This is a genomic window from Prolixibacteraceae bacterium, from assembly GCA_019856515.1.
In the GTDB taxonomy this organism is placed as follows: Bacteria; Bacteroidota; Bacteroidia; order Bacteroidales; family Prolixibacteraceae; genus Halosquirtibacter; species Halosquirtibacter xylanolyticus.
Map to the genome: position 1 here is coordinate 4,281,493 of CP082230.1, position 21,492 is coordinate 4,302,984.

The window sequence follows — 21,492 nt, forward strand, 5'->3', positions numbered from 1 at the left end:
TATTCTTGTTGTAATACCTCTTTTTATTACTAAAAAGAGAAGTCGTATTATGTGATGAGTATGGATAATTAGAACACAAAGAAGGAGAGGTTAATTTTAATCTCTCCTTTGTGCGTAACCTTATACCAATTAGATTAAGTACTAACACAAATAAACACACTGATTTAAACTGTCATTAATATATAGGAATACTAACTACCAATACTAATACCCAACAACATGAAAAAGTTAAACATAAGATATAAGCTGTTGCTTATATTCTGCTTCTACACATTCTCCATTCAGGCGAAAGACATTCACGTCTCTACATCTGGAGATAACCGTGCCGATGGAACAATTAAAAATCCTGTTCATACAATCCAACGAGCAGTCGAGATGCTTCGTTCCTCCAAAGAGTTGTCAAAAAATCACCGCTCATACATCTGGGTTCATGGAGGAACATATAGGATAGCTAAGCCTATCGAAATATCAACAGAAGATAGTGGTTTAGAAGATGCTGAACTCGTAGTCAAAGCTGTCGAAGGAGATGAGGTGATCATCACTTCTGCAATGCTTCTGAATCTGAAATGGAAAAAGCACAAAGGCCAAGTATATAAAGCCCAGTTGAAATTGGATAGCGATATCGACCAACTGATTATAAATGATCAGCTCAATCATATGGCTAGATATCCTAACTTTATGGAGTCGATGGTCGGAAAGAAAAAGGGTAAAAAGCATACCGTTCCATTTAATGGAGGAGCTGCCGATGCTTGGAGTGTTTCTAAAAGTAAAGAGTGGAAAGATCCTACAGGAGCATATATGCATGCAATGCATCGTGCACTATGGGGAGATATCCACTTTGAAGTGACAGGAAAAAACAGCAAAGGAGAGTTAGAGTATATCGGAGGATGGCAGAACAACCGTGTCAATACCATCAAGGCTGTGCATAAAAGCCATCGAATGATTGAAAACATATTCGAAGAACTCGATGCTCCTGGAGAGTGGTTCTACGATAAAAAAGAGGCTACACTATATTGCTATCCTGACGAAAATACCAATCTATCTAAAGCGAAGATCGAAGCTGTGATGGAGACAAAAGAACTTGTTCGTATTGTAGGAGACTTTGAGCATACCAAAACAAAAATGGATATTCGAGGAGGAAACGGGATTGTTTTCCATGCCGAAATGCCTCGAATAAAAAAGCCTGTGCATCATATCGTTTTTGATGGAATAAAATTCACAGGTACTGCTCGTACATTCATGGACAATAATGAACCATTGGTTCGATCGGATTGGACAATATATAGAAGCGGGGCTTTCTATATTTCTGGTGCAGAAGATGTAATGGTGAAAAACTGTACTTTCTACCAATTGGGAGGAAACGCACTTTTTGTAGATGGTTATAACAGAAGAGTAACCGTGAAAAGTTCATACTTCCATCATAATGGTGCTACCGATGTGAACTTCGTTGGGTCTACACAAGCAGTGAGAAATCCGCTATTTCAGTATGGCGAGACGAAAGTGCCATTTGATAAAATCGATACAGCTATTGGTCCTAAAACACCCGATTACCCTGCCGACTGTTTGGTGGAAGATTGTTTAATGACCGAGTGTGGTCGTGTAGAAAAACAGACTGCAGGGGTAAATATTGCCATCAGTTCTAGGATCACAGTTCGACACAATACCATATATCGTGTTCCACGTGCTGCCATTAACATATGTGATGGATGTTGGGGTGGACATATCATCGAGTGGAATAAATGTTTTGAGACGGTACTCGAAACTGGGGATCATGGTGCGTTTAACTCATGGGGACGTGATCGATTCTGGCATTCAGCGAGTCCAAATGGGGCAAAAGAAAAGATGGCAGACGGATCTATTCGTATAGAGAAAATGGTGGAAAAGTGGGAAGATGTAGCACTTTGGGATGCATATCAAACAAACATCATGCGTCATAACTTCTGGATGTGTGATAACGGTTGGGATGTCGATCTTGATGACGGATCAACAAACTATGAAATCTATAATAACCTCTGTCTAAGAGGAGGGTTGAAAACACGTGAAGGTTATCACAGAAATGTGTATAACAACATTATCTTTAACTATTTCACATGTAATGTGCCATATCCAGCACCTACATACGATCAATTTAGAACCAACATCATCATCGGCGACACTTATGTCTCAAAGTTCCCAACAAAATGGGGAGGAGTAATCGATAATACCCTATTTCATAACCCTAATTACAAAGAAAGTGTACCTGCGACTGCTATTTCTGATTGGACCCACCAAGATAAACATAGCATTGTTGCCAATGCACAATTTATTGCTCCTTTAGAAGGAAATTTCCATGTAAAACACAATTCACCGGCAGTAAAGCTTGGTTTTAAGAATTTCCCTATGGAAGGGTTTGGAGTCACATCAGAACGATTAAAGAAACTCGTTCCTGAGGTAGATATTGTGATGCCTTCGAAGTATTTTAATAACACAAGAAATAGTGATAAGAACGTAAGTATCAAAGGAGCTGAATTTAATTCATTAGATACAGAGTCCGAACAAACAGCTTATGGCTCAAAGTCAATTGCAGGTGCTATTGTTGTAAAAATGACTGGACATAGTGCGATAAAAAGAATTGGCCTTCAATTAGACGATGTGGTGCTTAAGGTGAATAAGAAAAAGATTGTTACAGCAAAAGACCTTCAACGTCTTATGTCAAAATTAGAAGCAGGAAGTGAAAACACTGCAGTAATTTTAAGAGGACAAGAGGAGAGAACGATCAAATTTAAACTATAATAGATAACCTCCTCGCTTTATGCTGATGTTATCATAAGATCTAAAGCATTGGAACAAGTGATCTATATCCTTTTGTATAGGGATCAAGAGGGGGTTATCCCATTGAGATTCTCGATTCATGGTGAGCCCATAAAATAGAGATGGTCCGAGCCACGATGAATCCATATTAATGGACAGTTTAGTAAATTAGTGTACTAAAGGGAGGCTAGGTGCTTCCCTTTTTTTAGGTCCAAACTATAGATCATTTCAATGGGTTGTGAGACATTCCCTTTAATGAAATACGATACCATGGGATTGATATAGAAAGAGTGACATCAATATTGTATCTCGACATCTTATTTAGGTGGTATAATGGGTATTATACCACCTAAATATAAGGTGTCAAAAAGGAACCAACAAGGGGTTTAACAGGGGGTTAAGTTACCCTAAAGTTACCCTTTACTTACCCTTAAGTTACCTCCACATGACAAAAAGGTAAGTAAAGGGTAACTTAAGGGTAAGTAATATGTGACGATAATATAGGGATGCCCCTTTTTATATTGCTGTCATAGGGATGGTATCTATCCTTTTATACTAATTCTATCTATCGATTATCTGAAAATATGGGTATGGAGTAGAATCTCCTATATGGAAGATTCTTTATTCAAGTTTTTGTGTCTGGACAAAAAGTGAGGTTGGCGGACAGAAAGGAACCAAAAGCATATTTGGTAATGGGATTTGTGTTTTAGACAATTTCATTTATGGTTAAATCCAACTTTATCCCTAATGTTACGATAGTTATATTTCTGTTTTTAATTTATTGTTATTGTCTTGTGTATTAGTTTGTTTGGAGGTGTTTTGTGCTGTTGTAACAAGTGATTCATGTATGTTAATTACATGAATCACTTGTCAATTTACACCTCCAATTATGTCATGATTTACTCCATAAATCAATAAAAGAGCAGTGTTGCGCATTAAAAATCTTGATTTGGTCAATTTTTTTGGGAATATTTAAATACAATTTTAAAGGTAACTGTTTGTGTATAAGTGTTCTGTTGGGTTCCAAAAAGAGATGACGAAATTACATTATTCTTTGGGATATTTCGTGTTACACTTCGACAGATATTGGAATATGTTTGTATCATCATCAATTGGAGATGTCCTTGATGATTGTTGCAGAGAACATAATTGAATATGGTTTGAGTTATCTACCTCTATTTCTATTGTCGCGAAGAATTTAGAGGTAGATAAATTTTAATAAAAATGTTCTTCCCATGATTTGCCTGTGTAACTAAACTATATAAAAAGAGATGAAAAATATTGTAGGGCTTATAGCCTTTTTAATACTTCTAGTTGGATGTCGTCCCGAGGGACCTTCTTCATTTTATGTTTCACCAGATGGTGATGATAACAATGTCGGATCATTGGAGGCGCCTTTCCAAACTATCGAAAAAGCAAAGTTAGCTGTTCGTGCATCGAACAAGAGAGATCAAGATATTACAATTTACCTTAGAGGTGGCGTGTATCCTATTACTAAGACCATCCGTTTTGGTGTCGAAGATAGTGCTCCTGATGGGTGCCGATATACGTATAAAGCATACGAAAAGGAGGTTCCAGTTTTGTCTTCTGGTGTAAAGGTGAGTTCATGGAAATTACTTCAGGACTACCCAGAAAACTTTCCTGAGGAGGCAAAAGGAAAAGTGTGGGTAGCAAACTATCCTGATAATATTAAAGATTTCAAAGTGATGTTTGCTGGAGATCGTCGTATTGATCGATCAAAGAAAGAGGGCTTTGTGATCAGAGCTATGGAGCCTATCGGTTTCGAGCAAGGTAAAACAGATATCGATAAAGATCGTGAATATATCTCGTCTCGTAGTATGAATGTGTATTTCGATAAAGATAGAGACCAACTAAAACGGTTTCATTTTGATGATCCTGATCATATTCTACGTCCTTGGGACAATATGAATGATATAGAGTTAGGATTTGCTCCTGTACCTTGGACTATGAATTTGATTCCTTTAGATCGTATTGATTTCGATCATAAGGTGGGATATATCACCATGGAGGCCAACTCGCCTGCTGGTGCTAAAAAATCGCATACTAAGCCTTGGATAGAGAATGCTATCGACTATATCTCACAAGGAACATTTGTAACAAAATCAAATTCACGTAAAATATACTACTGGCCTGAAGGTGGCGAACCTGAGGTGGATGTAGTGGTTCCATCTCTTTTAGAGTATATATTGGTTGAGGGAGATGTCGATTATAAAGGGCCGAAAGATGTGCCAGTGAAGAACCTATCTTTCGAAGGTATTACATTTCAACATGGCGATCGTTTTAGTTGGACCGATGACCACAAAGGATGGGGTATTCAGCACGATTGGGATAAGTTTGATAATGCCAATGCAATGCTTCGTTTACGTGGTGCAGAGAGCTGTGTGGTAGAGAAGTGTCGTTTTACAAATAGTGGAAATTCAGCAATACGATTGGATCTGTATTGTCAAAAAAATATTATTAAGAGTAACCTGATTGATCACGTCGGACATATGGGGATATTGCTTTGTGGTTACGGCCCAGGCACAAAAGATGTGAATAAAAACAATCAGATTGTCAGTAATTTAATACATCATGTAGGAACGGTTTGGAGACAAGGTGCTGGGATATTCGTATGGCAGAGTGGAGGCAACAAGATTACCCATAACTTGATTCACCATGTTCCTCGTAAAGGTGTTGGTTTGTGTGGGGTTAGAATGCCTATTTTAACCAAAAGAGAGTGTAAATTTGATGAGGGTTCTAAAACGATTCGATGGGATGAAATTGATGCCGACTTTAAAAGACGTAACGTCACTTTAGCTACGAAATTAAGTGATCAATGGCATCAATTCACTCCATACCTCCATGCACGTAACAATGTGGTCTCTTTTAACGAAGTCTATCGTGCCTTAGAAGCACTTGGTGATGGTTCTGTATTGAATGTGTCTGGTGCTGGCGAAGGAAATGTGGTGGAAAACAACTATGTCCATCACATTGCGAGTCACGCTTCTGGTGTGCTTCGTACGGATGACTGGCAAAGAGGAACAACATTTAAAAAGAATGTGATCTACATGGCCAATGTGGCAGCGATTGTCCACAAAGGATTTAATCATGTGGTGAACAATATGATATTGGATTGTAGTACTAAAGAGTCAATTCGTTGGGCTTCTTATCCTGATGAGGCAGCTGATTATGGTTCGCTAGTACAACGTAATATATTCTTTGATTCGAGCGAAGATATAAATTTCTATCGTGTCTCTTATCGTGCTTCAGAAGGCATCTCCCTACCGAGAAATACTAAGGTAGATTACAATCTGTTTTGGTGTGCTAAGAAAGAGACGCCTGTGGAGAAACACTTTTCAAAATACCGTCCTTTTGAAGTCGAGACACACAGTATTGATGCGGACCCGTTGTTTGTCGATTATAAGCATGGTAACTTTAATCTGAAGAAGAACTCTCCTGCATTTAAGTTAGGGTTTGAGCCTATCGATATGTCTACAATCGGTCTGTTGGCTGACTACCCTGCAAAGTATATGAAGTTGGGTACTGGCGATAAGGATCGTAAACCAATCTTCCATCGTCAGATTGCCAATGGAGGTCAACTGTACGACTTCTGGTAGTAGGGTGGTTAACCCCATTAATTTATGAAATGAGCTATATCCATTCGTTCTATTTTGTTTATAATTAGTTTAAAATATCACTGTATAGAGAGCTATGCTGCTATTTATGTGCCTTGTCTAAACAAATTATGTTCGCAAGACTTATCGCTTATTTCATAATTCAATGGGATTAATAAAGTTTTTTGAGAGAAATATTGTTTATTATTTTAATATAATAAGTCAGATATGTTGTCATTAAGAAAAGGAATTTTTTTGAAATATTGTTTGGGGATAGGTGTACTGCTTCTCTCCAATACACTCTCTGCGAAGAATGTGTATGTTTCTAAAGAGGGGAAGGATAACAATCCGGGTTCTATTCAGAAGCCAATGCTTACGGTGGCTAAAGCCATCAAGCGTTTAAAAGGAGGGGATACCTGCTTTATAGCGGAAGGGGTTTATCATCGTCCTATAAATTTGAACCACCTATCATTTCATGGACAAAAACCACTGGTTATTTCTAGTATGCCTGGACAGAAAGTGGTGTTCGATGGAACGATGCCTGTAGAAGGTAAATGGCAAAAGGTAAAAGGAAATACCTATCGTTTGAAAGTGAAAAAGCCTGTCTCTCAGTTGTTCCGTGACGACAAAATGTTGTTGGTGGCACGGTGGCCAAATGCCTCTTTTGAAGATGGCTCTTTTTGGGACATGAAAGCAACATGGAGACATCAAGGTCCTGCTAGTACTTTTGGGACATTACACGATCAGCGTCCTGTGGCAGCAGATTATAAAAAAAGTACCGATGAAGGGGCATCAGCCTTTGGAATTAGAAAAGGGGTTAATATGGAGTCATTAGCTGATACACATATTGATTTTACTGGAGCCATTGCAGTTCTGAATATCGGTTCTTGGTTATCATGGGCACAACCTGTGGTGAAACACCAGGCAGGTAGCAATGTGTTTCAATACTCAAAGGATTTTAGCCGTGGCAAGAAATCTCTACCTGATGGACCGAAGTTCTTGCGCAATCAGAAATTCTTTAATGCGAAGAAGAAACAGGGGCACTACTATATGATTGGTAAGATGGCTCTAGATCAAGATAATGAGTGGTTTTATGACAAGAAAGAGAGAGCGGTCTATGTGGTAGTTCCAGAAGGGAAACATCCTAAGGATTTCAACTACAAAGGCAAGGTAAACGACTATCTAATCGAAGGTGTGGAGGTCGATAATGTAACAGTGAAGTCTATCGATTTCTTTGGTGGGACATTTAGTTTTAATCGTTCAAAAAATATAACTATCGATGATTGTCGATTCGACTATCCCTCGTATCATAAGTTGGTGTTGGGAATCTTAGACGAGCCTAAGGTTTCTAAATTTGACTATCCTAAAAAGGAGCTGTCATTAGATCAACAGATGAAAACCAATAATGCCGTGACCAACTGTGTATTTGCTTATGCTGATGGCCCTGGAATGTATGTGATGGGGCGTGGTGATAGGGTAGAGAACTGTAATTTCCATGATTTAGACTGGACTTGTTTAGGTAGTGGAGGTTCTGGATCACTAAACTTTAGTAGTGCCGAAGAGTTTACATTTCGTTACAATACTGTACACACAGGGGGTAACTCTGAGGGCGTACGTGTAGGTCGAAGAAGTTTGATCGAATACAACCATATCTATAACCTTAGCTTGATGCAACATGATGGCTCAGGGATAAATGTCGGTGTGGCTGCAATCAACGGCTCTATTATCCGATTCAATTGGGTACACGATATGAAGAAGTCAGGAATCCGATTTGACTCAAGTGGCTATCAAACACCTCTAGTGAATTGGGGGGAGAATGGTAGTGTGATCAATAATGTGGTATGGAGTACCGGAAGTATAAAATGTAAAGGAGATAAACATATCGTTCTAAATAACACGGTTTATAACACGCTAAGTGGATTAAATGATATTGGAGTACCTCGTGTGCTTATGATGGGCTCAAACAATAACAAATCGATCATTAAGAATAATGTTGCACCCTATATTGGAGGCCATTTTAATATAAAGAAGAAATATCCTTGTCCAGGCGATACAGCCAACAACTGGCAGGGGGATGTCTACCAGTATTTAAGAAATGCAGACAACCATGACTTTAGACCAAATAGTACTTGGGCAAAGAGATGGAAAGAGCCGACAGGGGCATATGATAGTGATCCTGCGAAGTTTTGGATTCCTGGTTATAGAGGCAAACTATCTATGACTCCAGTACCAAAGAACCATGCAAAGAATGTGGATTCTAACTTAGATCTTTTTTGGAGTCCAGCACGCCATGCTAAAACTTATCGTGTCTATCTAAGTGAGAACAAAAATAAGCTAGGTAAGCGTTCTGTTTTATTGCAAGAGTCTGCTTTATGTTATGCACATCCTAAAGCTATTACTCCATCAAAAACCTATTACTGGCGAGTAGATGTGATAGATCAAAAAGGAGCAGTTCAAGAAGGTAAAGTGTGGGAATTTGGTGGTGTGAAGAGTGTGAAGCATCCTGAATATAAGTCCTATGGAAAGCCTTCATTTAAATATAGGAAGCATCTAGATCTGCCTAAGGAGGTAACCAAACTTGGTTTCTCTGCAGAAAAGATCACCAAACTAACGAAAGTCTATAACACATTCTGGTGTCAATATGAAAATGACAAGTGGTTAAAAGAGACACAGAATATGTTGAAGCAGAAAGGTTTGTCTTCGTATAAAGTGAAAAAGTTAAACAGATTTAAGACAGAAGTATTTGCTGAGGCTTCTGACTTCTTACTAGATAATTCAACAACAATCCTTAGCTCAAGAGAATTAGATATGCTTAACAGATCATTACATCGTAATGATCGTTAGTTAGCTGTGTGGTAAATTTTGACTTTAGAATCTTATTTGTAAGATTAATTCTCTTTCAGTTGCGATGTAGGTGGTTTAAATCACCTGCATCGTTTTTTTTTATCCCTACTCGGCATATCTCTTCTAAATGGGAAAATATCTCTTCGATCCCATTTAATTAACGCTTTCACTCTCTTAGGCTATCCCAGGCTATGTGGGTTCACCTCTGTTCAATTTGGACTACTCTTCGTCTAAAAAGAGTATTGTAGAAAAGATTATACATGAGCGTTTAGCTCTGTTTTAAACAAGATAAAATCGCTAGTATTCATCTCAGATAGAACCATATAATGAAGTCCAGCCTTTTCATTATTGCTCGTATGGAATTATCTTTTAGAGTCATTAATGTCCATTTAATGGCATATTATTCCATAATCCTATAGAACATTAAAACCATTTTACTATATTTGTACTCTCTTTTATGGGGTTGACTGGTTTTGACAGCAGGTAGAAGAGGTGTGTAAGCATGTCGAGCTTTGTATATTTGGCTCGTTAAACCTAAGTGTACAAACTTTGTAATTGGCGAAAATAACTTTGCTCTTGCAGCTTAATTGAATCATAGTAGATTAAAGCACCCTTTAAGGGAGTTCGGTATTAGATACTGAAACAAGACGCTTCTCTAGTGCCTACGTCTTGAGGCGGCTAGGATCTGAAGTGCTGAAATATCGAGACTAGTCAGTTGGTTGTCTTGCCCAGCTTACGAATTTAAGAGACTAAGGTGTATGTCGGTGGCCTTGATCCAGCATGCATTCGAAAATTAAGTCATGGCTAAGCGTGTAGAAAGCATATTGCTTCCTTGTTTGGACGAGGGTTCGACTCCCTCCAGCTCCACAAAATAGCGGTCAGATAGTTGTAACTATTTGACCGCTATTGTTTTATTTTATATGATGTTGTGATACCCTTATGATACCAGTGTTATCAGAACGACATAAGCCTATATATTAAAATTAGATTCACCCTATGCCATTTCTTAAAATATTCTTCATCATGAACTGAAGGTACATCATATTCTAGAGCAGAAAAAAGTACTGTTCGTGTAATTGTAATAAACTTAATAGCTGAAAGTCCACACTTTAAATTTATGGATTAAACAGTATTAAGGGAGTTTATCTTACTACATTGAACTACCATATAAGATCATCAACACAATGTTATGTCTAGAGTATAGACCTACTTTTTCCAAAAGTAGATGACCTAAAAATATTTCAATGTTTTATGATATTAACTTTAAGAAAAATGATTCTCTATCGTCTAAAAAACATTTCATGTCGAGTTCATAAAACTTTTTCGCTTTGATTCTTAAAATAATTTCTTCTCCTTGTTTTTTGATAACTCGTTGACATACCTTTTTAGTTAGATAGGCATCATTAAAGCGGATAAAATCTATTTCATTTCTGAATTTTATTAATTCTTTTAAATCCTCAAAGGAACTTTCTAAGTGAGCACTATTCATGATATTGTGAAAATCTATTTCAATAGTCTTTTTACTATCTAGAATTGCTTTTACATTATTACAAAATAGGTTATCTGTCCCTGAACCCCCTTTATATGAGATAGATAGACGTACTGTAGTTTTTTTAAGGGAAAAATTCATAGTTCTTGTTTTATATAAGTAAAAGAACAACAAATGTGTAAGCTTAAAGGTTCTCATTTTTAAACAGAACCTAATCAAAACCATATTACCACTATTTCCAAAACACACATTATATGCAGAACCATTTATCGGTGGTGGTGCTATCTTCTGGTCGAAACGACCATCCAATATCGAAGTAATAAACGATACCAATAGAGAGCTTATAAACTTCTATGAGGCAATTAAAAATGATTTTGCGACACTATCTACCATGATACGTATTTCGCTTCACTCACGCTCTCAATTCAACGATGCAAAGGTAATATATGCCAACCCTCATATGTTCTCCAGAGAGAAAAGAGCATGGGCCATATGGGTAATGGCAAACGAAAGTTTCTCATCCATGCTGGATGGCACATGGGGATATGACATTTCAAAGAACTGCACCTCCAAGAAGATCAACAACAAACGAAATGAGTTCTCCGAAGAGTTGGCCATACGACTCCAGAACGTACAAATCGAATGCACCGATGCACTACGCATCATCACTAGCAGAGATCAAGAAGAGGCTTTCTTCTATTGTGATCCTCCATACTTTAACAGCGATTGTGGTCACTATGACGGATATAGTAAAGAGGACTTTGAAGCCCTCCTTACTCTCTTATCCTCCATCAAAGGGAAATTTCTATTAAGCAGCTACCCTTCCGATATACTCACAGAGTTCGTTAAAAAGCATGGGTGGCACCAGAAACAGATCAGACAGACCGTCAGTGTAGCCAATAACAATAGCACAGCCAAACCCAACAAATCCAAGATCGAGGTGCTCACAGCAAACTATGACTTCGAAGCCCTACATAAACCAACCGATCTATTCACCGACCTTTAAATATGTATCATGGAACAATCAAAAGAAATTAAGAAGTTATTCAAACCAGGACATGTTGTCACTTTAAAAAGTGGCAGCGTCCCCATGACCGTTGAAGTAAATTATCAATCAAGACCTACAATGCCCGTAGATGTCTGGTGCGTCTACCATATCAATGGGACTGATTACACTAGATATCGACAGGAGATGTTAGAAATTAAACAGTAGATTTGTTGTAAAATATTACTACAAATATTTTTTGTATATTGTAGATACTTAATTTAAAATCTAATACCATGAAAGAAGAATTTCAAGAAGGAGATGTTGTGAAGTTGAAAAGTGGTGGTCCTAAAATGACTATTCTAGATATTGAGAATATTTTCATTATGTGTGGTTACTTTGATAAACAAGATGTTTATCATACATCATCATTCATTCCAACTTCTTTAACAAAATCGAGTCAAATGAAGTCAAAAGGCATTCTTTAATTTGATCTCACGCATAATACTCTCTATTTTATTCTTTAAAAAAGAGAGTATTATATAAAGTTAATATTCGTGATCTGAATGTATGAAGAGTAAATCTAAACATGTAATAAAAAAACTATTGAAATTTACTATTTAATAGATGCTCAGGTATAAAAACAAGTTTTTTTTATAATAGTTTAAATGACTTTACTTCAGAAATATTCAGTAATTCCTCAGCCTGATTATCTACTTTTACCACAATGTCAACGGGTTGATGAGGTGAATTTGCTGCATGATTATATTTAATTATCTCACACTTAATCACTCTATTAACATCATCACTTTGGACAGGACCTATACAAATTTCGATAGGCTTAAATAGAATCTCTTTAAGATCGTTACTAGTGTATCGTAATGGATGTTTAATCATTCTTGATTTTATTTAACATTGATATTACAACAATATATTCACTTTAATTAACAAATACAACTATTATTCTTTATAAACACAAAGAGATTCATCGTTATTTGAAAAAATAAACTCACTAGAAAAATCTATTATTTTTTTGTTAAAATAATGAACAGCAGCTTCATCAAGTACCATTTCACTAATTTGATCCCCATTAGTTTCATTAAACTTAACTAGTAATGCATATTGAGGAGATAAGGGATAGTATAGTTCAACATCATGAGAACATTTTTTAAAATGAGTATTTAAATGATTGAAAATAGGCTGATCTCCTGTTATAAAACTTTGCTTAGTTTTGTTTACTAAAAATTTAAAACGTAATTTTTTATTACTAGAATTGTAGGCCTCTACTATTGCAATACAGAAACTTAAAATATTCCAAGTTTTAGATAATATTTTTTTATCAGCCTCAAATACTTTATCGTTAACAAAGGCCTCTTTAATAGCATTTGTCCTGTAATACTGAACAAATAAAAAAATCATAATATTTAAAATACCCTCTTCATGCACACATTTATTTAGCGAGAATAAAGATCTACATTTTATAAGATTTTTGCCATAATTCTCAATTATTCCATGATAACGTTCAATATACTGATCATAATTATTATAGTCTTTTTCGATGTAATCTTGATTAAATGATTCTGGATGAGAATTAGTAAATTCAAGCAGTTCTAAATCGAATTGAATATCATCAAAAAGTGAACTTATATCACTAGGAGCAATTTTATGAATAGAATCAAATATAAATTCTTTCTCAATATTTGAAAGCTCAGAAAGTCTATAAAAAACCTTTCTATGACCGACATTCATTAAAGATGTTTTAGCTATTATATCACCTCTCTTAAAGAATATTTTATCGTTATGACTCCATGAACGAAGATATGCTCTCCATACATAATGTTGTCTTTTAGTATCTGTACTCATCTTATATCTAATCTATGTTTGTAAAACCTAAATAACACTTTATTTCTACAAAGCTAGCATTTATTTCATTTGGTGGTTACAGCAATGTTACACAAGACTATAAAACATTAAAATTAAATAATTTACAAAGTCCCCTTGGAATTACATATCATTATTAGATTAAATACAGTAAAATTGTTAAATGATCCAATCTCATCTAATAAAGAAGTCATTTGTTGTAAGAAATTGACTTTTTATGCAAGCTTAGGAGAGTCGTGTTAAATCTGATTTATATCAAAAAAATATTACCTTTGAAATATCAAATTGATTAGGATATCAGTTTGATTAAAGTTAAGTTAATGAATCTAAAACGGTCCGAAAGGCCGTGATACCCATATGATACCGTAGTTTGTAAGGTGTTGTGAAAGAGGGGGTAAGTAATTCCCTCCAACTCCACCAGGATGAAAGTCAGATAGTATTAACTGTCTGACTTTCTTGTTTTTGTATGTTTTGTTGTTCTTCAATAAACTCTCTTTTTACGTCAAAAACAGCATGTTTTGATACCCATATGATACCCACTTTATTAGCAATAAGCTTTATCGATAAAATTATATCCTTCTGAACTCATTTTATTTGGGCTGTTTGTAAAGCTGAAAGATCTATTCATTGATATCTGCCCAACCTGAAAATGCTAAATATTATCGACTATATTTAGATCCTTCAGTTGTATAATGGGCTGCAAGTCCGCACCGTTTTACTACGTTTTCTTTTATGAATAATGGCATTGCTTAACTTGCGATATAGGGATTTTAATCTTTTGTCCTGATAATCTAATCAAGAAGGGTTGTAGTCAGCGAATTATATTAATGATAATGGATGTTCTAAGAAGAACTAAAAGATGTAATTTGTAAAATAGTTTTTACAAAAATAACTATATTTGTAAAAACTATTTTACAATATGGGACGGAAAGCTATTGTATTATTGCCAAAACATAAGCGAATTTTAATAGAGTTAGGAGAGAATATTAAGTTAGCACGTTTGCGACGAAAGTTGAGTACAGAGCAAGTGTCGGAGAGAGCGAATATAAGTAGACCTACACTATTAGAAATTGAAAAAGGAAATCCCAATACAAGTATTGGGTTATACTTTCAAGTGCTTATTGTATTAGGCTTAGATCAAGATCTATTAGAGGTGGCTAAGGACGATATTTTAGGTCGTAAACTACAAGATATTGCTGTGATAAATAGAAAGTAAAGTGTTATGGACAAGCAGGATCAAATGAAACAGATTTTTGTTTATGCTGATTGGGAGCAGTTTAGCATACCAAAACTAATGGGCATTCTCTCATCACATAGAATAAGAGGGAAAGAAGTATTTCAATTTGAATATGACAAAGAGTGGTTAGAGTCTTCTTTTGTTCAAATGATTGATCCTGATTTACAGCTATATGTAGGGCCTCAATATTTACAAGATAATAAGAAATCTAATTTCGGAATATTTCTTGATTCTTCTCCTGATAGATGGGGGCGCATTTTAATGACTCGAAGAGAAGCTGCTTTGGCTAAAGTCGAAAATAGGTCTCCTAAACGATTGTTTGAAACGGATTATCTTTTAGGTGTTTATGATAAGCATAGAATGGGTGCAATTCGTTTTAAAGAATCTAATGATGGGCCGTTTTTAAATGACAACATAAAGTTTGCTGCTCCTCCGTGGTCTTCGATACGAGAGCTTGAAGAGATAAGTATAAAGATCGAGGAGGATAAAATTGTTGATGATCCAAATTATTTAGATTGGTTAAGAATGTTAGTTGCTCCTGGTTCATCATTAGGTGGTGCACGCCCAAAAGCTAGTATTATCGATGAGAATAATCATCCATGGATAGCAAAATTCCCGAGTAAAAATGACAGTTATGATATTGGGGCATGGGAGATGGTGGTAAATATTCTTGCGCATAAAGCTGGGATTAATATGGCGGAAGGTATGGCTCAAAAGTTTTCTACACGTCACCATACCTATTTGTCTAAACGCTTCGATCGTTCATTGACTGGTCGTCGTATCCATTTTGCTTCTGCAATGACTTTATTGGGTTATACTGATGGTAATAATCATGAGGATGGTGTCAGTTATTTAGAGTTAGTAGAGTTTATTTCTAATTATGGCGTTCGTATAAAGGAGGACTTAGAAGAATTATGGAGGAGGATAGTTTTTAATATTTGTATTTCAAACACTGATGATCATTTACGAAATCATGGTTTTATTTTGACCTCCAAAGGATGGCAATTATCTCCTGCTTATGACATTAATCCTGTGCCTAATTCGTATGGATTATCATTGAATATTTCGGAGGATGATAATGCTCTTGATTTGGAACTAGTCAAAGAGGTTGCTCCATTCTTCCGTATTAGTCAAAGTCAATGTGATAAAATTATTGATGAGATTAAATCTTCAGTCTCTACATGGCGTGAGATTGCCAATAAATATAATATTTCAAAGAGTGAACAAGAGGTGATGAAGACCGCCTTTATTAATGCAGAAGGTTAGGTGTTGAGAGGTGCTTATTCGAGGGATTGTCCATACGACTCCAGAACGTACAAATCGAATGCACCGATGCACTACGCATCATCAATAGCAGAGATCAAGAAGAGGCTTTCTTCTATTGTGATCCTCCATACTTTAACAGCGATTGTGGACACTATGATGACAATACCAATAATGAACCAAATTGAATCATTCCATTGTATCTATATCTTCTTATTCTACGTTAAAAAATATCGACGTAGGGTCTACTATGTCTCAATTTTTTGCCTTGCCAAAGGAGATATATTTCTAAAATGTTTGATTCTCCAATTTAGATCATAATTGGTATGCAGTAAAGAGGACTTTGAAGCCCTCCTTACTCTCCTATCCTCTATTAAAGGAAAATTTCTATTAAGCAGCTATCCTTCCGATATACTCACCGAGTTCGTTAAAAAGCATGGGTGGCACCAAAAACAGATCAAACAGACCGTCAGCGTAGCCAACAACAATAGCACGGCCAAACCCAACAAATCCAAGATCGAAGTGCTCACCGCAAACTACGACTTCGAAGCCCTACATAAACCAACCGATCTATTCACAGACCTTTAAATTTGATATCATGGAAGAATCAAAAATCATTAAGCAAAAGTTTAATCCTGGAGACGTTGCCGAACTTAACAGTGGCAGCGTCGAAATGACCATAGAACAAAACATTCAACCCACTCCCACATCTCCAGTCTATGTCGTATGTGTCTACCACATCAACAACACCGACTGTGTCCGAAACATCTATAACCAAGACGTTCTAACCTTACTATATCAACCCAAGAAACATGAAATCTCTATTGAATAAAACAAATATCTCTAATATTAATTGGCTAACTCTTACTTATTTTACTCTCACTTATTTTGCCCTTGCTAATAATCTTATCGACTCACAATCACGTATTCTTTTACCATATTTTTTACAATACTCTTCTATAGATTGATCCATATCACCTTTATAATCAATAGGTGAGTTTTTATTTTTTTGTATAACTGTATCGATGTCTTCCAATCCTGATATTACATATTCTTCTGGCTCTATATAAGAACCATCAAGTGTTAATCTTGATTCATAGCTAGAATTAAATTCATTGCCAATATCTTCAAATCCTTTAATTCCCCATATATGGTATTCTTTACAATTTTCATATCTCCTTCGATGGTTAGTCGGCATGACCAACCTGTATATAGCAACAAATTGCTTTTTTGACAGTGAAGTCCAAAAATTCTTAGCACCTGGAAAAGTCTGTTCTTTATCTGAGATTATTTGTAGATTTAACTCCTTTATTAATATTTCAAAAAGATACGATAGGTCTCCTTTTTTTTTAGATTTCGATGATGTCCAATAGATTTCATAGTATTGTTTATCAGCTATTATTTTTGGACTTAACAATATTTGAGAGGTTATGTCTTCTTGAATTTTGTCTTGCAAATAAATATAACTATAATCTTCAGCAATGATTACATGTTCATATCTTCTTGCTTTCATTTTTTGGAGCTTATAAATTTTTGAGTCTACATCATTTATTGAGAACTGCTCTTGATAATCATTATCAATATGCTCTAAGCTTATTAAATTAGGCATTTCTTTGTTACCTAAATTTGGCGATTATAGATTATCAGCATAAATCAAAGTCGCCATCTCATTTTTTTTTGAAGCAAGAGTGTTTTCTGGTAAGTTTTTGGTCTTATTCTAGTCATATTTTAGATTTCTATTACGATACTAACTCTACCTTTTTATTTTAGGGTATACCTTTCCCATTACCGTTCGGTTTAATTTTTCTTTCAATACAAGATTCAAATACTAAGCTGCTGTAAATAATACAATTGGAGGTTTTAAACATCTTTCCCATAATTCTTTAATTTCAAATTCTTCTTGTACCTCTTTTGCGATTCTTAAAGTTGTATTTCTTCCTCCTTCAACAATTTCACCAGCAAAATCGATTAATTTTCTTCTAAATGTATTTGGATATGCTTTGGCCGATATTTTATCGTAGGAAATGTCATTCTTATAAGCCTCAAAAAGTGAATGACTCATTGCCAGAATATAGTAATAGACCTTATTCTGATTAAATTTCTTAAATGGCAATGATTCAGTAGTAGCCAACTCTTTTAGGCTACGATGAATCAATTCGTCTGCACCTCTATGGTGAGATAACTGAACTATACCTTTCGCAGTTAAAATATCACTCATATCTGCTTTTTTTAATCGTTCGTCTGAGATTTTATTTTTTCCAATATTGGTGTAAATCAGATTGTCAGGACCTGACAGATCTAATACCCTCTGACCATCTTCTTCTCGAGACAATGAAGTTGCGATGCAGCGCCAAAACTTACTCCAGCTCTTTAATTTATTGCCAAAATCATAGAGATCCCATTGTAACGTTCCATTAGTATATTTCTCACAATCACCTCGTTTAATGTGTTCTAGTTCAGAGGTTATGTCTTTATACATTTTTCCTGTTGTAATGAAAGAGATATTCAACTGATCAAAAAAGTTGAATGCTTTTTCATCTAGAAAACCACTATCTGAACAAACGATTATAGGGACAGATTCGCTATAACGAGATCTAATCAAATCTACAATATGTTTTACTCTCTCGGTATAGTCATTGCCATGATTAGAGTGGTGATTACCAGGACGAAATAGGACATCTATAAGGGAGTTCTCCCATGATATATGAAGAGGTTGAAAACCTTTTACTTTTTTATACGTCGGTTTATTGTCTTCTTTCTTCTCTGAATAATTGTTGTCCATTACCATTGTGTCTACCCCAAGAACAATAACCTTAGGCTTTTCATGTAGTAATCGCCAAATAAAGAGTTCATTTAGAATCTCAGACAGTTCACTGTTTGATAGTTGTGACAGTTTTACTATGAATCGTTTTATTTGAAAACTAGAGGCTAATTCATTCTTCTCAATACCAATAACGGGTGCGTATGATGCACTGAGTTTTTTTCTATCAAAGGAACAGATTGAACTGTGAGTTCCATCAATAAAATGTGCGACCATTTGACAAAAAAATGATTCCAATGTTAAACCATACCCACTGTAGGCGATCTTTGATAGAAACTTGTTTGATACTAGGGAATAGAATCCAATGTTTTTAATAAAATTCATAATCAGTGATAGTCCAGCTCGATCTGATAATTTGGAGCGTGAAATACCTATTTTTGTTATCGTTGACATGATCAAGAGTATTTCTTAAAAGTGAATCAAATAATTTTGTTTTCAATAGTTTAAGATAATGACAATCAACAACATAAATAAATATTTCTTCGTTTTTTTTTGTTAAGTCGCCAAATCTAGGTGTTATATAGTTTATGATCTTAGAATTAATTTTCAGTATTATATACTTCAGTTCACCTTTCATTTTATTACGCTTTAAAAATTCTATAAACTCGTCTTTAATTTTTATCTTTTTGTAATAGTCTATAAGCAATCGATTTAATTTCTTGTATTCAGTTTTGTGATAATCATGTCCATAAGACGATAAGAACTTTATGAGAATCAAGTGAAAACATCTAATAACATTGAGATTTTTATTGTCATCATTATTGGAAATATCATTAATGTATTTGAATACTTTTTCAATAGAAGAAAGGTCATTTTTAATTTTATCTGAGAATGTATCAAAGTCTATTACATCATCATTGTCCCCTTTTACATAGTCTGCATATAGTTGTAAATTATTTTTGTAAAAATGATTCTCATCTGAATTCGCATCGTAATTTAGACTTTTTAATAAAATTGTATCACAAAAAATATTTTTGAAAGTCTTAATGTACATTAGATAATTTAAGTCTTTTTTATCTGCGATAGTTGCATCATAATGAGTTAAGTCTTTTTCTGTTTTAAGAATCCAATAGAAAAATACAAGTAAACGATATACATAACTTCTTAAATAATAAACATCAGAAGATGCCCAATCAGACATTGGAGTCTTATGCCAATTTTTACCTATATTAATATTGAAATTCCAAAGTCTATAGTTTAACTCCTCACAACTATTAAGAAGAGGCGTTTTTGTTTTTGCTATTTCTTGTTTGATTTGTTTCTTTTGTTCAAAATAGAATTCTTTCTTTAATTTATGATTCAGTGAAAATCTGTCAAAAGCAACCTTTAAGCCAAGAGTTAAAGCATTCGTGCTGATTACTAAAACTATTTTAGACTTGAGAAATATGGAAATTGATTCGAGCATAAAATTAATTGTTGAGCTTATATAAACTGATAAATTACATCCCAAGGTCTAGCACCTCTTCATTATGATATGTTACAAATTTTTTATTCCAATTACTTGAATTGAAGAAAAGTAATTTATCTGATCGAAATATTTCAGTGCTTATCTCAATTATTGGTTCCCCCCTGTTAGTATCTTGAAATACATAACTTCCTCCAAAGCGATCGTCAAAAGCTAGTTCAGCATCATTCATTAATGTAAAGCCTTGAGACTCCATAAAATTCTTAAGATCATTAAAAGTGTCAATGTAAAGGTTGTATTTAATTTTAAGATGGTTTTTTAATTCCTCAGTCAAGGGATGATTGAGCATTAGGATTCGATCTATATTGTTGCCTTGTTCCTTATTTTGCTCACTTAAGAATGAAACAAGTTTCTGAAGGGTTTTGGATGTGTCCTCTAATTTATTAATAAGAGATATTTCGCCAATTCTAGACTGTTCGGATAAAAGCCTTTTAAAAAGTCCAGCCAACTGATTTCTTAAGAATGAAACAATATCAGCAACAGCATCGAAGCCGTGTATTGTATTATTTTTATTATACGATTTTATTTTAGCAATAAATTCGTAGATCTTAATATTGTCAACAAAGCGATATTTGATATCATTACTCTTATTAAGTGAATAAGTTTCATACTCAGTAAGCACATTCTTCTCAATAAAGATATACACTTGTTTATTATTCTTAATTGCTGTTTCTAACTCCATCTGTGTAACTGAGGATTTTTCATCTACATTTGATTGACTCCCATATCTTCCGCCTATAATACAAATGAGGATATCAATGTTATCAATCTCTTTGTAGCAATATTCTTCTAATCTTTTTTGATTCCCATAAGGTATATCACCTTCTTCATTTCTTACTGTTTCATATCCAAGTTGTTTAAGGAAGTTATCAAGGTCAGCTCTAACTTGTTTTTGATCATAGAAGGTTGAGCTTATAAAAATGATTGGTTTAGCCATAAATTGTTGCTTATAATCTGGTTTTTAATATTATTGATGTTAAATATCATTATAAAAGTATTCAAAAAAAAGCATTTTGTGTTTTTGCAAATTATTTGATTTTTATTATTTAATCTTTTAGAATAATTGTTGTTTATTTTGTAGTGAAATAATGATCTGAAATTGT

16 protein-coding genes and 1 other RNA gene are annotated in these 21,492 nt (G+C 34.7%); 10 read left to right on the forward strand and 7 right to left on the reverse strand.

The features are described from left to right. Window positions 1-219 precede the first annotated feature (219 nt). From K5X82_15685 to ssrA, 4 genes are all read left to right on the forward strand, one after another. Window positions 220-2,772, forward strand: coding sequence for a PDZ domain-containing protein (locus K5X82_15685; GenBank protein ID QZT36672.1), 2,553 nt, complete (start codon window positions 220-222; stop codon window positions 2,770-2,772). A 1,289-nt stretch (window positions 2,773-4,061) separates the two neighbouring features. After that, window positions 4,062-6,407 carry a right-handed parallel beta-helix repeat-containing protein gene (locus K5X82_15690; protein QZT36673.1) on the forward strand — a complete coding sequence of 782 codons (2,346 nt, stop codon included), beginning with the start codon at window positions 4,062-4,064 and terminating at the stop codon, window positions 6,405-6,407. Window positions 6,408-6,659: 252 nt separating this feature from the next. Then, a complete protein-coding gene (locus K5X82_15695; GenBank protein ID QZT36674.1) occupies window positions 6,660-9,248 on the forward strand; it encodes a hypothetical protein in 2,589 nt (862 codons plus the stop codon). Window positions 9,249-9,707: 459 nt separating this feature from the next. Then, window positions 9,708-10,118, forward strand: a transfer-messenger RNA (tmRNA) gene (ssrA, locus tag K5X82_15700). 379 nt (window positions 10,119-10,497) lie between these two features. On the opposite strand, the gene K5X82_15705 is transcribed toward ssrA, so the two are convergent. After that, entirely contained in the window at window positions 10,498-10,878 is a 381-nt protein-coding gene (locus tag K5X82_15705; GenBank protein QZT36675.1) for a hypothetical protein, read from the reverse strand. A gap of 55 nt (window positions 10,879-10,933) precedes the next feature. Here K5X82_15705 and K5X82_15710 point away from each other — a divergent pair, with 55 nt between their 5' ends. Further along, entirely contained in the window at window positions 10,934-11,743 is an 810-nt protein-coding gene (locus tag K5X82_15710; protein ID QZT39142.1) for a DNA adenine methylase, read from the forward strand. A 275-nt stretch (window positions 11,744-12,018) separates the two neighbouring features. Then, window positions 12,019-12,210, forward strand: coding sequence for a DUF2158 domain-containing protein (locus K5X82_15715; protein QZT36676.1), 192 nt, complete (start codon window positions 12,019-12,021; stop codon window positions 12,208-12,210). Between the two features lie 166 nt (window positions 12,211-12,376). On the opposite strand, the gene K5X82_15720 is transcribed toward K5X82_15715, so the two are convergent. Both K5X82_15720 and K5X82_15725 read right to left on the reverse strand, forming a co-directional pair. Further along, a complete protein-coding gene (locus K5X82_15720; GenBank protein ID QZT36677.1) occupies window positions 12,377-12,619 on the reverse strand; it encodes a hypothetical protein in 243 nt (80 codons plus the stop codon). 63 nt (window positions 12,620-12,682) lie between these two features. Continuing rightward, window positions 12,683-13,585, reverse strand: coding sequence for a DUF4238 domain-containing protein (locus tag K5X82_15725; GenBank protein QZT36678.1), 903 nt, complete (start codon window positions 13,583-13,585; stop codon window positions 12,683-12,685). 937 nt (window positions 13,586-14,522) lie between these two features. On the opposite strand from K5X82_15725, the gene K5X82_15730 reads away from it, so the two are divergent. The 4 genes from K5X82_15730 to K5X82_15745 all read left to right on the forward strand — a co-directional run bounded on the left by K5X82_15730 (window position 14,523) and on the right by K5X82_15745 (window position 16,935). Then, window positions 14,523-14,819, forward strand: coding sequence for a helix-turn-helix domain-containing protein (locus K5X82_15730; GenBank protein QZT36679.1), 297 nt, complete (start codon window positions 14,523-14,525; stop codon window positions 14,817-14,819). Window positions 14,820-14,825: 6 nt separating this feature from the next. Further along, the gene (locus tag K5X82_15735; GenBank protein ID QZT36680.1) at window positions 14,826-16,106 is read left to right on the forward strand and encodes a HipA domain-containing protein; all 1,281 of its coding nucleotides are present in this window, start codon (window positions 14,826-14,828) and stop codon (window positions 16,104-16,106) included. 26 nt (window positions 16,107-16,132) lie between these two features. Further along, window positions 16,133-16,291, forward strand: a complete 159-nt coding sequence (locus K5X82_15740) for a DNA adenine methylase (protein ID QZT36681.1) — start codon at window positions 16,133-16,135, stop codon at window positions 16,289-16,291. Between the two features lie 410 nt (window positions 16,292-16,701). After that, on the forward strand, window positions 16,702-16,935 hold the full coding sequence (locus K5X82_15745; protein ID QZT36682.1) for a hypothetical protein: 234 nt from the start codon (window positions 16,702-16,704) through the stop codon (window positions 16,933-16,935). A gap of 51 nt (window positions 16,936-16,986) precedes the next feature. Here the strand turns inward: K5X82_15745 and K5X82_15750 are convergent, their stop codons facing one another. From K5X82_15750 to K5X82_15765, 4 genes are all read right to left on the reverse strand, one after another. Next, on the reverse strand, window positions 16,987-17,712 hold the full coding sequence (locus K5X82_15750; GenBank protein QZT36683.1) for a hypothetical protein: 726 nt from the start codon (window positions 17,710-17,712) through the stop codon (window positions 16,987-16,989). Between the two features lie 219 nt (window positions 17,713-17,931). After that, entirely contained in the window at window positions 17,932-19,317 is a 1,386-nt protein-coding gene (locus K5X82_15755) for an IS1380 family transposase (protein QZT36684.1), read from the reverse strand. After that, window positions 19,235-20,329, reverse strand: a complete 1,095-nt coding sequence (locus tag K5X82_15760; protein QZT36685.1) for a hypothetical protein — start codon at window positions 20,327-20,329, stop codon at window positions 19,235-19,237. Before K5X82_15760 ends, K5X82_15755 begins: the two co-directional genes overlap by 83 nt. 34 nt (window positions 20,330-20,363) lie before the next feature. Next, window positions 20,364-21,326 (reverse strand): DUF4062 domain-containing protein, encoded by a 963-nt coding sequence (locus tag K5X82_15765; GenBank protein ID QZT36686.1) that lies wholly within the window; start codon window positions 21,324-21,326, stop codon window positions 20,364-20,366. Window positions 21,327-21,492: the final 166 nt, after the last annotated feature.

Bases quoted from the DNA above. Each gene is read 5' to 3' on its own strand.
- K5X82_15685 (QZT36672.1), top strand. From the start codon at position 220: ATGAAAAAGTTAAACATAAGATATAAGCTGTTGCTTATATTCTGCTTC.
- K5X82_15690 (QZT36673.1), top strand. From the start codon at position 4,062: ATGAAAAATATTGTAGGGCTTATAGCCTTTTTAATACTTCTAGTTGGA.
- K5X82_15705 (QZT36675.1), bottom strand. From the start codon at position 10,878: ATGAATTTTTCCCTTAAAAAAACTACAGTACGTCTATCTATCTCATAT.
- K5X82_15715 (QZT36676.1), top strand. From the start codon at position 12,019: ATGAAAGAAGAATTTCAAGAAGGAGATGTTGTGAAGTTGAAAAGTGGT.
- K5X82_15720 (QZT36677.1), bottom strand. From the start codon at position 12,619: ATGATTAAACATCCATTACGATACACTAGTAACGATCTTAAAGAGATT.
- K5X82_15725 (QZT36678.1), bottom strand. From the start codon at position 13,585: ATGAGTACAGATACTAAAAGACAACATTATGTATGGAGAGCATATCTT.
- K5X82_15730 (QZT36679.1), top strand. From the start codon at position 14,523: ATGGGACGGAAAGCTATTGTATTATTGCCAAAACATAAGCGAATTTTA.
- K5X82_15735 (QZT36680.1), top strand. From the start codon at position 14,826: ATGGACAAGCAGGATCAAATGAAACAGATTTTTGTTTATGCTGATTGG.
- K5X82_15745 (QZT36682.1), top strand. From the start codon at position 16,702: ATGGAAGAATCAAAAATCATTAAGCAAAAGTTTAATCCTGGAGACGTT.
- K5X82_15750 (QZT36683.1), bottom strand. From the start codon at position 17,712: ATGCCTAATTTAATAAGCTTAGAGCATATTGATAATGATTATCAAGAG.
- K5X82_15755 (QZT36684.1), bottom strand. From the start codon at position 19,317: ATGTCAACGATAACAAAAATAGGTATTTCACGCTCCAAATTATCAGAT.
- K5X82_15760 (QZT36685.1), bottom strand. From the start codon at position 20,329: ATGCTCGAATCAATTTCCATATTTCTCAAGTCTAAAATAGTTTTAGTA.
- K5X82_15765 (QZT36686.1), bottom strand. From the start codon at position 21,326: ATGGCTAAACCAATCATTTTTATAAGCTCAACCTTCTATGATCAAAAA.